Raw genomic sequence first — 12738 nt, forward strand, 5'->3', positions numbered from 1 at the left:
CACGAATTGCTTGATTCAACTTGTTAAAGAGCGTTTCGACCGAGTCAGTGTTTCGTCTCAACCGAGGCCGCGAATTCTACAGCAGCCTTACAACCTGTCAAGCGTTTCGTGAAAATTTCTTTTCGTTCAACCACTTGCGCTAGCTTCAACCCGGAGGCTGCTGCAGCGAGGTGGCGAATAATACAGCCTTCAAAAATGCTGTCAACCACTCATTAAGAAATTTCCCAAAATCCTTCATGCGTCTGCCCACACCGACCTCCCCCGCTTCCTGAGTCACCCCAGATAGGATGGGGCTACGACTGCGGAGTCGGCGAAGTAGGTTCCTGGTCAGCTGCAGCGGCCTTCAGCTACAACAGCAAGGTGAATCGCCCCGAGTTTTCTAGACACCCTCCAAGCTCGAAAAATAGCGCTTCTCGAACTCTACCGGCGACAGCTGGCTGTTGAACCCATGTCGTCGCTTCGGGTTGTAAAACATCTCGATGTAGTCGAACACATCGGCCTTGGCCTCCGCTCGGCTGCCGTAGATTTTCCGCTTGACCCGCTCACGCTTCAGGAGCTGAAAAAAGCTCTCGGCGACGACGTTGTCGTGACAGTTTCCGCGCCGGCTCATGCTGCCGATCATATTGTTGGCCTTGAGGAAGCTCTGCCAGTCAGCGCTGCTGTACTGACTGCCGTGATCGGAATGCACCATCACTTCCTGCTTCGGCTTGCGTCGCCAGACAGCCATCAGCAAGGCATCTATCGCCAGATCGCTGCTCATGCGTTGCTGCATCGACCAGCCGATCACCTGCCGCGAAAACAGATCGATCACGATCGCTAGGTAGAGCCAGCCCTCGTAAGTACGGATGTAGGTGATATCGGTGACCCAGACCCTGTTCGGCTCGGTGACGTTGAACTGGCGCGCCAAGCGGTTTGGCGCCGCCAGTGGCGGCCTTCCTCCGTAGTGTCCTGGGCGACGGCGATACCCCGTCTGCGAGCGGAGCCCTTCCTGACGCATCAGACGGGCAACACGGTGATGGCCACAGCGCTCACCCAACTCGCGCAAGCCGTCATGAATCTTCCGGTAACCGTAGATCCCACCACTTTCCAGCCAGCCGTGCTTGATCAGCCCCAGCAACCGCTGATCCTCCTTTGCTCGCTCCGAGTGTGGATTGGCAAGCCAGGCGTAGTAGCCGCTCGGGTGTACCTTGAGCGTCTGGCACAGACGGCGAATCGGATAGTCAGTAGCCAGCCGGCTGATCAGGGCGTACTTCAGCCGCACTCCTTGGCAAAGTACGCGGCGGCCTTTTTTAGGATGTCGCGCTCCTCGGTCACGCGCTTGAGTTCGGCACGCCGACGGCGTAGCTCGGCCTGCTGGTCATCCTCCTGTCGACGCAGCGGCTCGGGCTTGCTGTAGCGCCGAATCCACGCATACAGACTGTGCGTCGATACGCCCAGCCAGCAACATCAGCAACGGGAAGTCCCCGCTCGGTCACTTGCTTGACGGCTTCGATCTTGAACTCCTCGGGGTAACGTGGACTGCTCATGGCTCCTCCTGATGGGCCTCATTATGAGGCTTAGAGGTGTCTACGAAACCCGGGGCGATTCAGTGATCGAGAAAGCGCGTGCATCTGTTTGTAAGCAACTCAAGCTAGCCTGAGGGTAAAGCCAGCACGCCAAACAGGGTGAGTGCCATGAAAGTGCTGTTCCTCGTTCGCCACGGCCAATCGAGCTGGGACGACGTCAAGTTGGCCGACCGGGATCGTCCCTTGACCGACAAGGGCAAGAGCGATGCGGTGAAAATGGGCAAGCGGCTGGCCGAGTCCGAAGTTGCGCTCGACATGATTGTTTCGAGCCCGGCGCAACGGGCGCTGGCAACGGCAGAAACCATCGCCCGCAAGCTCGATTTCAAGCGCAAGAGCATCGTGCAGGATGAGCGGCTGTACAGCGGACAGGTGGACGACCTGCTGCGGCTCATTCGGGAGGTGGGCGACGACCACAAGCGGGTGATGCTGGCGGGCCATAATCCGCTGCTGTCGGAGCTGGTGCTAGAGCTGGCGGACAAGGACGTCAACCTGCCGACCTGCGCCGTGGCCATACTCAGGTTCGACACGAAGTCGTGGGCGAAAATCGGCCGGAAGAAGCTCGAAAAAGTGGTGATCAAGTATTCGTGACGGCCGCTCGGCCGGCAGCACGGGGAGAAAGGGTGACCCCCTGTGCAGCACGAGCCGCACAGTCCACTAGCTGCCTTTACGCAAAAGCTCCTGGCGAATCTTGCCGATGGCGCCCATGGGATTGAGTCCCTTGGGGCAGACCCACGAGCAGTTGCCGATGCTGCGGCAGCGAAACAGGCTGAACGGATCTTCCAGCCGTTCGAGCCGTTCCTCCATGGCCCGATCCCGGCTGTCGGTGATGAAGCGCCAGGCCTGCAGCAAGCCGGCCGGGCCGACGTACTTTTCCGGATTCCACCACCAGGACGGGCATTGCGACGAACAGCAACCGCAGAGGATGCACTCGTACAGGCCATCCAGCCTGGCGCGCTCCTCGGGAGACTGTAGACGCTCGATGGCCGGCGCAGGCTCGTCGTTGATCAGCCAGGGCTTGATGCTCTGGTACTGCTGGAAGAACAGACTCTGGTCGACCACCAGATCGCGGATGACCGGCATGCCGGGCAGGGGCCTGATGATCAACGTGCTGCCTTTCCCCAGTGCCTCGGCAACCGGCGTGATGCAGGACAGACGATTCTTGCCGTTGATTTTCATGCCATCCGAGCCGCAGACGCCCTCGCGGCAGGAGCGCCGGTAGACCAGCGTCGGATCCGCTTCGTGCAGGAACTCCAGCGCATCCAGCACCATGCGCGCCCTGAACTCCTCGGGCAACGACAGCGGCTGCATCCGGGGCTTGCGATCCTGCTCCGGGTGATAGCGATAGACCTGAACATCGATCATGCCCCGTCTCCTCCAGACCTCTGGATGGAAATGGAAATGGAGAGCCCCATTCTACGCAGGAACGCCTTCGGGAACTCTCCAGCCTGCTCAGCAGCGACCGTCGGCAGCCCCCGCAGGCGCGGCGCACAGCCCACTGGCCGGGGCCTGCCCAGAGTCGCTGCGTGCATACAGCCGCCCGCCGCGCTGGTCGACCTGCTCGCCAACGGCGAACTGGCGATTGGGCGAGCGCACCACCTTGGTTTCGCCGTCGTCGCTGCGCACAGTGTAGGCGCTCGCGCTGAGACCGGCGCCTTCCTGCACGCCCTGGCCGACCAGCCAGCCGATGCCGGCGCCGACCAACGCCCCCAGCGGTCCGCCCACCGCGCCGATCATCACGCCGGTCACCGCGCCGGCCGCTTTGCCGGCGGTGTTGTCATGGGTGGTCGACAGCACTTCGTCGGCCTGCACGCCACCGGCGACCAGCAGACTCACGCTCACCAGCAGAGCGCTCAGGGTTGAATGTTTCATGATATCTCCTCGTACAGGCACCTTGTCAGGCAGGCGCGGCTGCACTGTTCTGTTCGTGAATACGCAGCACCGTTGCCAGCTCCGTGCGCACCATCGGGTTCGCGCAGTCGGGCAACGCCTCCTGCAGCTTGCGGATCACCCAGCGCTGGCCGTGATCGATGAACGCCAGGCGCTCATGCAGATCGGCGATGGCCATCGCCCTGGCGTAAAACTCTCCGGTCTGTCGGTTCGGCTCCAGGCCCAGGTGCTGCATGCAGGTCAGCAGGCGCCGACAGCTCTCTCCCTCGCCGGCCAGGATCTGCTCCAGCAGCGGCCGCAAGTCCGGGTCCCGGCATTCGCGCAGGCTCGCCGACGCCACCTGGACACCGGCACGTTCGGCGCTCAGCAGGGTTTGCAGCAGTTCTTCGAGCGATACGGACATGGTTGGAACTCCTGTGGCGACGGGACGTCCAGCAACCTCCCGGTAGGACCTGCCTTGGCAAGGCGCGGTGGACGACCTCAGTGTCTCGCTTGAAGATGATTTTTGATAACGAATGTTAATGCACACTCTGATCAATTTTATTGCACTAAAGGAATGCAAGCCCTTCGGTCGGGAAGCGCGCGAGCCACGCTGAACGCAAGGTGGCTACAACGCAGGGGGAGGCTGTGAGCAAAAACAGCGGCATGCGGGGTTAACGACGGGCAACGGCGCAATGCCGAATCTTTAAATCAAAAATAGTGCACATTTTATTAATTATTATTAGTTTGTTGAATGTTTTGGTGCGATCCAGACTATTGCCGCCTTGTCAACGCCCCATTTGGGGGCAAAAAACCAAAACCTTGCGTGCATCTGGAACATCCATGACAACAGCATTCGTTCCCGACTCCGAAGCCACCTACAACTACAAGGTCGTCCGCCAATTCGCGCTGACGACCCTGTTCTGGGGGGTATTCGGCATGGCCATGGGCGTCGTCATCGCCGCCCAGCTGGTCTGGCCCGAACTGAACCTCGGCCTGCCCTGGACCAGCTTCGGCCGAATACGGATCCACACCAACCTGGTGATCTTCGCCTTCGGCGGCGGCGCCCTGTTCGCCACCTCCTTCTACGTGGTGCAACGCACCAGCCGGGCGCGGCTGATCTCCGACAGCGTGGCCTGCTTCGTATTCTGGGGCTGGCAGGCCGCGGTGGTGGCCATCCTGTTCAGCTATCCGCTGGGCTTCACCACCTCGAAGGAGTACGCCGAGATGGAGTGCCCCATCGCCCTGTGGGTGACCATCGTCTGGCTCGCCTTCGCCTGGCTGTTCTTCGGCACCATCGCGCGGCGCACGGTGCGCCACATCTATGTCGGCAACTGGTTCTACGGCGCGTTCATCATCGTCACCGCGATGGTCCACATGGTGAACCACGCGGTCATCCCCGTGGGTCTGCTCAAGTCCTACCCGCTGTACTCCGGGGCCACCGACGCGATGATCCAGTGGTGGGACGGCCACAGCGTGGTGGGCTTCATCCTCTCGGTGGATTTCCTCGGCATGGTGATGTCGGTGATCCTCCTGGCGCCGTCCTGGGGCGGCATGATCAACGGCATGATGACCCTCTCCGGCGCCTGGCATAAGCTGCGCACCGATCCGATCCTGCGCTTCCTGGTGGTGTCGCTGGCCTTCTACGGCATGTCCACCTTCGAAGGGCCGATGATGGCGATCAAGACCGTCAACGCCCTCTCCCACTACACCGACTGGACCGTCGGCCACGTGCACGCCGGTGCGCTGGGCTGGGTGGCGATGATCAGCATCGAGTGGGTGGCGCCGCGCATCCCTGCCGAAGTCGCGCACTGAGGAGAACCGCCATGCTGATGCTGCCCTGCCTCACCCTGCTGAGCCTGTTCGGCCTGTACCGCAGCCTGAAAGGCCATTCCAGCGAGGATCTGGACGCGGCCGCGCGCCTGCCCTTCGCCGACGATCCCCAGGCCATTTGGCACCTGACCGCTGCCGAGTCGCGCCGGCTGGTCGCCTGAGGGCCAGCCGCCAACCAAGTGTTCCATGCCATGGATGGCACCCCGTCCCACGAGGACCTTCCTCGAGCCCGCCGCTACCCGCGCGGGCTCGTTTTCTTTCGCCGGCCGGTCTCGCGCGCGGCCATGACAACCGCGGCGGGGCCGCTCAGTGCCGACCACCGTACCAAGGCTATTAAGGGGTGATGCAGGGGCGAACCCGCGCCACCCCGTACAATATCGTCGCCTGGCAAGCCAGCCAGCCGATCAATCTCGTGCACTCCTGAAGCGTCACGGCCAGCGTGCTAGCATGGCCACACTGGCAGGAGGCCCCATGACCGATCACGACTACCGCTACGACCTGCTCAATCCGCAATACACACCCACCGGCTACAGCACCCTGACGCCCGGCCCCTATCAAGACATTGGCAACAACTGCTCGATCCAAGCCGGCGATAGCCTGCCGATCGCGCTCAAGGGCAACCACGACCTGTCCATGCGCCTAGCCATGGCGAAGGTCCGCCACCTGATCGATCAGCCCGACCGGTGGCTGGCAATGGTCTGCGGCTCGGAGCTCCACGAACTGAACATCCACACCTGGCCGCTGTCCTGCGACGGCTGCTGCATGCAGTTCGATCTTGAGTTCGCCGGCGACGGAGCGCTGAGCGAGCTGGCTCTCGCGCCAGACGCCGGGGCAAGACTCGCCGACCAAGGCTGGCACCACTGCGCAGGACGCCACCGCTCGCCATGGGGGCCTGCTGTTGCAGCCTAGCGCCCTCGGTGCCGCCCTCGCTGGCTGTGTCGCCACGCCGCCCACCTTGGAGCAGGAAGCGCCCCTCTTCAGCCCCCTCGGACAGGTGCGCCGCAGGGACATCCCCCCGCTCGGCCAGTTGCGCCTGTGGCGGGACGAAGGCTGAGCCGGGGCGCTTTCGAGATGGGTAACGGAGACTCCACTGGCGGTGCCGCACGCGCCGCGCGGCGCCGCCGACTGGCCATCATGCTCCTTGCCATAGGCCTCTGCGGACTGGCGTCGGCCTGGGACTTCAGCCTGATCGAGCGGCGCGCCGAACAGCTCTACGGGCTGAACGCTGAGGGACGCGACAACCTGGGGGCCTGGCACCAGCTGCTGCGGGAACAGGGCAGCGCCGACGAGCAGGAGAAACTGCAGGCCGTCAACCGCTTCTTCAATCTGCGCCTGCGCTTTCGTGACGATATCGAGCTGTGGCATGTCCGGGACTACTGGGCAACGCCGATCGAGGCGTTGTACAAGGGCGCCGGCGATTGCGAGGACTTCGCCATCGCCAAGTACATCAGCCTGCGCCATCTCGGCATACCCAGCGAAAAACTGCACTTAACCTACGTCAAGGCACAGGCACTGAACCAGGCGCACATGGTGCTCACCTACTATCCGCACCCCAAGGCAGTCCCGCTGGTGCTGGACAACCTGATCGATGCCATCGAGCCGGCGGATCAGCGCAGAGACCTGATACCGGTCTACGCCTTCAATACCGAAGGGCTGTGGAGCGGGAACGGCCAGCAGGTCGGCGATAGCAAGCAGCTGTCGCGCTGGCAGGATCTGTTGCAGAAAATGCATGCCGAAGGTTTTCCCTAGAAAAGCGAGGAGTCGTTGATGTCATTGTTCAAGCAGCTGTTCATCGCCATCTGCGTACTGATGCTGGCGAGCTTCACCGGCAGCATGCTGATCGGCGTGGAAAGCTCCCGTGCACAGCAGGTAGCCCAGTTGCGCACCCACGCCCAGGACACGGCGACCGCGCTCGGTCTGTCGCTGGCTCCCCACATCAACGACGACATGACCATGGTCGAGCTGATGGTCAGCTCGGTCTTCGACAGCGGCTATTTTGAAAGCATCCGCGTGCTGGCCCCGGACAGCGAAGAGGTGTTGGTCGAGCGAAGCGGAACACCGGTGAGCGGCGAGGCTCCGCAATGGTTCGCCCGCCTGGTCGACCTGGAGTCCGCGCGCGGCGATGCCACCGTCAGCGACGGGTGGCAGCGTGCCGCCCGGGTCGAAGTGGTCAGCCATCCGCTGTTCGCCGTTGGCAAGCTGTGGAAGAACGCCCTGGGCAACCTGATCTGGCAGGCCGTGGTCAGCCTGCTCTGCATCGTGCTCGGCGGCCTGCTGCTCAGGCGCCGCCTGCGTCCGCTGAACTATATGGTCGAGCAGTCCCAGGCCATCGCTCGCCGCGAGTTCCTCACCCAGAGCGAACTGCCGACCACTCCGGAGTTCCGCCGGGTCGTCCTGGCGATGAACCAGATGGTGGACAAGCTCAGGAACCTGTTCGCCGAGGAGGCAGCGCGCAGCGAAAGACTGCGCGACGAAGCCTACCGGGACCGGCTGACCGGGCTTGCCAATCGGCGCTATTTCGATCTGCAACTGCACGCCTGCCTCGCCGGCGAGGAGCGGGCCAGCAGCGGCTTTCTCCTGCAGCTGCAGGTCAACGATCTGCTCGGGTTAAACCAGCGCCTCGGCGAACAGCGGGCAGACCAGCTGCTCAAGAGCATTGCCGAGCAACTGCAGCAGCTGAGTCAAGACCACCTGCTGGTGGCCCGCCACCGGGGCGGCAAGTTCCTGTTGCTCGGTGCCGGCCTGCAGCGCGCCGAAGCCGAGCAACTGGCGCAGCGGATCGACCAGGCCTTGGGCAGCCTGCAGCAAACCGGTGTCTGCGACTGCCTGCCGGTCGCCTATATCGGCCTGGTGGCCTTTGCGGCCGGTGACGAAGCAGCCGACCTGCATCACGCCTTGGACATGGCGCTGACCCAGGCGGCGGCCCAGCCGACCCGTCATTGGGCCATCCACGAGCTGGGCGTGGCGCCGCCTGCCGAAGATCCGAGTCAGTACTGGTACGCCCTGCTTGACCGAGTCCTGAGCGAAGGCCGCCTGCAGCTCTACTTCCAGCCGGTGGTCGATGCCCGGGAGCCGGACCGGGTCCTGCATCACAAGGTGCTGGCGCGCCTGCACGACGAACGAGGCCAAGTGCTCGCGGCCGGGCACTTCCTGCCCTGGCTGGAGCGCTTCGGCTGGACCACCCGCCTGGATCTGGCCATGCTCGAGCAAACGCTGCTGCAGCTGCGTATCAGCGACCAGCGCCTGGCTCTCAGTCTGTCCCACCAACTGCTGCACGAACCGCAGGTTCTGGCCGGCCTGTATCGGCGTCTCGAGGACAACCGCGAGCTAACGTCACGCCTGACCCTGGAACTGGACGAGAACCACCTGCCCGCCCCTGCCCTCCTCGAATCGCTGACCCAGAACCTGCGCCGCCTCGGCTGCGGCCTCGGCCTGCAGCACTTCGGCGGACGCTTCAGCATGATCGGCAATCTGGCCAGACTCGGCCTCAGCTATCTGAAGATCGACGGCAGCTACATCCGCGCCATCGATCGGGAGAGCGACAAGCGCCTGTTCATCGATGCCATGCAGCGTGCCGCCAACAGCATCGACCTGCCGCTGCTGGCCGAGCGGGTCGAAACCGAAGGCGAGTGGCAGGTATTGCGTGACATGGGCATTGCCGGCGTGCAGGGCCACCTGTTCGGCGAGCCTGGCCCTGTACTGCGCAGTGGCAGTCAGGCCACCCAGGGTGGTGGAGTAACCCCCTCGGCTTGAGTGAGACTCGGACTGGCGAACAAGGGGTGATCAGATCACGCCTTGCTCCTCGTCATTGATCAGCCCCGTCAGGCCACCGAGGGCCTCACGCACCCTGCCCCGCTCGCTCAGTTTGACCTGTGCGGCCCCCGGCAGATCGGTGATGCGCACCACGCCCTTGTGGATCAGCAAGTGAATCAGATCCTCCAGCACCCGGATCATTTCCAGATCGCTCTGCTGCAGACGTAGCAGACTGTCCTCCAGCGCGGGCGGGGCATCCTCCCCACTGCCTGCCGAACAGCCATCGCTCACCTTCTCCCCGAGACGCGGCAGATCTCCCGCTTCATCGTTCCCATACACCATGGATCACTCCTCGTTGCCATCTCTGCACGCTCAGGCACAGCACGCCTTTGCCGGCAGAAAAAGGCCTCCGCCACCGAGGGTGGCGGAGGCCTTGCCGCTTGCGGTCAACCGATCTTGACCAGGGGATCGCTACCCGCGATCAGTGAGTTGACCAGATCATCGTGACTCAGGCCGCCCAGGTTCACAGCCGCGCCGCCGTTTTCCAGTCGGATGGTCACATCGGCATTGCTGCCGTCGGCGGCCAGTGAGCCCGTGCTGCTGATCTGCAGGGTCGAGGTGGCAATATCCACGTGCAGGTAGTCGAGGATGTTCGTTGCGCTTTCCCCCTGAAGCAGCTCGCTCAGGTTAAGGCGGTCACCCTCGCTGGCATTGAAGTCCTTGATCACATCATTGCCGGTATCGCCCGCCTTCCAGACGAAGCTGTCGGAACCTGTGCCGCCCAGCAGGATATCGTCGCCCTCGTCGCCGATCAGCGTATCGTTACCCGCACCGCCGTTGATGTAATCGTTGCCGGCGCTGCCGCTCAGCTCAGAGCCGGTGGAGCCGCCGAGGATAGTCCTGGCGACGCTCGAACCATCGGCGATATCGACGGTCAGCGTGGGAACGAACCCGCTCGGCAGTAACCCGGCACTGACCAGATAGATCTGGTCGGTACCCGAGGTCGTCGGAGTGCTCAGCAGGCTGCTGTACGCCGTCAGGTCGTACACGCCCTGCGCATCCGGGGTAATTTCCCGATAGGTGTTGGTGGCTTGATCCCACACGCTGAGGGCTATGCCGGCGGGCAGGTCGCTCAGTTTCAGACCGGTGAAACTTTCCGGCGTACCCACGGCGTCGCTGATCGCGCCGTAGAGATCGATCGGATAGGTGTAGGTCTTTGCGCCGACCGGGTCGCTACTGAGATCGATGTACTCGATCTGGAAGCCATCGTTGTTCTGGCTGTAGGTATTCAGCACATCCTGGGCAATCGACAGGCTCTGCATGTCGGAACTGATCGAATAGGTCACATTCGCCGAGGTGTTGCCGCCCTGGTTGAACAGGTTGCCGTCGAGATAGGCGGCGACGGTTGCCTTGGTGATGGTACCGGTAACCCCGCTGTAGTTCACCGACCAGGTACCGCCGGAGCTCACCATAGCCTGCGTGGTAACGGTACTGACGGTCGTACCGTTGGTAACCTCAAGCACCAGATTGACCTTGAGGTTGGCGGACGAGAGAGTGAGCCCGGACGATGAAGTGATGGTCCCGCTGAGCACCCCGCCGGTCAGCTCGCCAACCTGCAGATCGCTGCGGATCAGGACGGAGTCGTTACCGGCGTTCTTCAGCTTGAGCGCCATGTACTGCATCCCCGTCGGGAAGTTCAGCTCGATCTTCTCGCTACCTTCGATGCGGCCGTCACCATTGACGCCCGGAGTCCTCACCGCCAGCAGACTGCCGGTGGAATAGACGAATACTTTGCTGGCATCTCCTGTAGACAAGAGAATGCCACTCGGGAACGTGTACTTGCCGGTGCCGTTCAGGCCGTTAATGGTGCTGGTGAAATCGAGGCTATTGGCAACAGGCGCACCGACCAGCAGCGCGACATTGCTGCCCTGCAGCGCATCGGCCACCGGATTGATGGTGATGTTGATGCTGTCGGTATCGGTCAGTGCGCCACCCGGCCCGCTATTGCCGAGGTCGTTGCTGGTCATGGTCAGGGCGACCGTGCCGCTGTCGTCAGTCAGCGGTCTGTAAACCGGCTGAGTGGCGGCTGTCGCGAGGTAGGCGTTGATGTCGGCGAGCGTGCCACTGAGCACTATGCTGGCGCTACCCGAACCGCTCACGGCCACACCGCTCGCACTTGCGGCCGTGAGGGTGCCGCGGCTCACGCTGAGTGTGACCGAAATGCTGCCGGCGCCGGCATCAATGTCCGCAACGGAAAGGCCGCTCAGCTTGAGCGTGGTGTCCTCATTCATGGTGTAGCTCGCCGGCAGGCTGTTCACCGGCGCGTCGTTCCTGTTGCTCTCCGCAAGGGTGACCGCGATGCCGAGACTGGCGCCGCCATTGGTCGTCGCCGTCACCGTCAGGCTGTGGAGGTTGCCCAGAACTTCGTAGTCGTTGGCCAGCGAGGCCACACCGGCCGCGGTCAGGCTGATCTGGCCGGCGCTGTTGATCGCGAAGTAGCCGGCAGCGTTACCGCCGGTGATCGCGTAGCTGAGCGAATCGTTGACCGCGACGGTACCCACTACAGCGCCGATCACCTGGTTCTCGGCATAAGTGAAGCTGTAGCTATTGTCTGTCGTGATGGTCAACTTCGCCGGACTGGAGATCGTGCCATCACCATCGACGAGTCGGTAGTCGAAGCGATCCACGGGTGCAGGCGAGCCAATGGTGATCGGCTGACTCTTCGCCGTGTAGGAGTAGCTGCCGTCCTGCTGGATCAGCAGCGTGCCGTTGGTAGCTACCAGAGTTCTCCCTCCAACCGGAATCGAGTAGGTAATGCCGCCGTAGGTAATGGAAGTGATCCTGGTCGGAGAGTCCACGAAAGTATCCGCGCCACTCGACGTGTTGCCGCCCGCGCCGGTAATCACGTTGCCGGTGATGGTTGCACCGATAGCGGCGCTATCCTCGTCGTCGTTAGTCGACGGTGCCGAGTCGAGCACAACGACATTCACGGTTGTCCACCCTGATTGCAGCCCACCATCCGAACTGCGATAGACAAAACTGTCACTCTGCTGGCTGGCACCACTGTGATTGAGGACCGGCGCAACATAGCTGAAGCTGCCGTCGACATTCATGACCACGGTCCCGCCAAGAGCGGTGGTGATCGAGTTACTGCCATTTGCCGCTGTCGGCACACCACCGACGTCGCCTGCAAACTGCGTGACGACAAGGCTGTCCAGATCCACATCCGTATCGTTGTCCAACACGCTGCCGAACATGCTCGTGGAGCCTTCGCTGATAAAGACGGCATCGGCCTGCCCGACCGGCGCATCGTTCACCGGCGTGACGGTGATCGTCAGGGTGCCGGTGTCGGTGAGGTTGCCGTCGGTCACGGTGTAGTCGACCGAGTCGGTGCCATGGAAGTTGGCGGCCGGGGTGTAGCTGTAGCTGCCGTCGGCCGCGATGGTGATGCTGCCGCCCTGCGCGGTGGTGAAGGTGCCGGCCACCACGCTGAGGTTGTCGCCGTCCAGATCGGAGTCGTTGGCGTCCAGCTGGATGCTGGAAGTGAACGGCACGTCTTCGGTCACAGTGACAGCATCGTCCACCGCCACCGGCGCATCGTTCACCGGGGTGACGGTGACGTCGACGGTGGCGGTATCGCTGCCACCGTTGCCGTCGCTGACGGTGTAGGTGAACGAGGTGGTGCCGTTCCAGTTGGCGGCCGGGGTGAAGGACACCACGC

General features: G+C 62.9%; 10 protein-coding genes and 2 pseudogenes. 6 read left to right on the forward strand and 6 right to left on the reverse strand.

Annotated elements, in window-relative coordinates:
• Window positions 1-379 precede the first annotated feature (379 nt).
• A pseudogene (locus tag KRX52_RS11385) lies at window positions 380-1526 on the reverse strand (IS3 family transposase).
• 147 nt (window positions 1527-1673) lie between these two features.
• On the opposite strand from KRX52_RS11385, the gene KRX52_RS11390 reads away from it, so the two are divergent.
• The gene (locus tag KRX52_RS11390; protein WP_217681851.1) at window positions 1674-2153 is read left to right on the forward strand and encodes a SixA phosphatase family protein; all 480 of its coding nucleotides are present in this window, start codon (window positions 1674-1676) and stop codon (window positions 2151-2153) included.
• A 66-nt stretch (window positions 2154-2219) separates the two neighbouring features.
• On the opposite strand, the gene KRX52_RS11395 is transcribed toward KRX52_RS11390, so the two are convergent.
• The 3 genes from KRX52_RS11395 to KRX52_RS11405 all read right to left on the reverse strand — a co-directional run bounded on the left by KRX52_RS11395 (window position 2220) and on the right by KRX52_RS11405 (window position 3855).
• Window positions 2220-2927, reverse strand: coding sequence for a succinate dehydrogenase iron-sulfur subunit (locus KRX52_RS11395; RefSeq protein ID WP_217681852.1), 708 nt, complete (start codon window positions 2925-2927; stop codon window positions 2220-2222).
• A gap of 87 nt (window positions 2928-3014) precedes the next feature.
• A complete protein-coding gene (locus KRX52_RS11400) occupies window positions 3015-3434 on the reverse strand; it encodes a hypothetical protein (RefSeq protein WP_254797539.1) in 420 nt (139 codons plus the stop codon).
• A gap of 25 nt (window positions 3435-3459) precedes the next feature.
• Window positions 3460-3855: a DUF6306 domain-containing protein gene (locus tag KRX52_RS11405; RefSeq protein WP_217681853.1), complete on the reverse strand. Its 396-nt coding sequence runs from the start codon at window positions 3853-3855 to the stop codon at window positions 3460-3462.
• Between the two features lie 419 nt (window positions 3856-4274).
• On the opposite strand from KRX52_RS11405, the pseudogene KRX52_RS11410 reads away from it, so the two are divergent.
• From KRX52_RS11410 to KRX52_RS11430, 5 genes and pseudogenes are all read left to right on the forward strand, one after another.
• A pseudogene (locus tag KRX52_RS11410) lies at window positions 4275-5228 on the forward strand (cbb3-type cytochrome c oxidase subunit I); the annotation flags it as partial.
• Window positions 5229-5257: 29 nt separating this feature from the next.
• Window positions 5258-5425: a hypothetical protein gene (locus tag KRX52_RS11415; RefSeq protein ID WP_217681854.1), complete on the forward strand. Its 168-nt coding sequence runs from the start codon at window positions 5258-5260 to the stop codon at window positions 5423-5425.
• A 310-nt stretch (window positions 5426-5735) separates the two neighbouring features.
• On the forward strand, window positions 5736-6173 hold the full coding sequence (locus KRX52_RS11420) for a hypothetical protein (RefSeq protein ID WP_217681855.1): 438 nt from the start codon (window positions 5736-5738) through the stop codon (window positions 6171-6173).
• Window positions 6174-6335: 162 nt separating this feature from the next.
• On the forward strand, window positions 6336-7013 hold the full coding sequence (gene lapG / locus KRX52_RS11425; protein WP_217681856.1) for a cysteine protease LapG: 678 nt from the start codon (window positions 6336-6338) through the stop codon (window positions 7011-7013).
• Between the two features lie 18 nt (window positions 7014-7031).
• Entirely contained in the window at window positions 7032-9017 is a 1986-nt protein-coding gene (locus KRX52_RS11430; protein WP_217681857.1) for a bifunctional diguanylate cyclase/phosphodiesterase, read from the forward strand.
• A gap of 30 nt (window positions 9018-9047) precedes the next feature.
• On the opposite strand, the gene KRX52_RS11435 is transcribed toward KRX52_RS11430, so the two are convergent.
• Window positions 9048-9359 carry a tryptophan synthase subunit beta gene (locus KRX52_RS11435; protein ID WP_217681858.1) on the reverse strand — a complete coding sequence of 104 codons (312 nt, stop codon included), beginning with the start codon at window positions 9357-9359 and terminating at the stop codon, window positions 9048-9050.
• Between the two features lie 104 nt (window positions 9360-9463).
• The coding region (locus KRX52_RS11440) for a cadherin-like domain-containing protein (RefSeq protein WP_217681859.1) at window positions 9464-12738 on the reverse strand (3275 nt) is incomplete at its 5' end.

Origin of the sequence: Geopseudomonas aromaticivorans (genome assembly GCF_019097855.1) — a bacterium.
In the GTDB taxonomy this organism is placed as follows: Bacteria; Pseudomonadota; Gammaproteobacteria; order Pseudomonadales; family Pseudomonadaceae; genus Geopseudomonas; species Geopseudomonas aromaticivorans.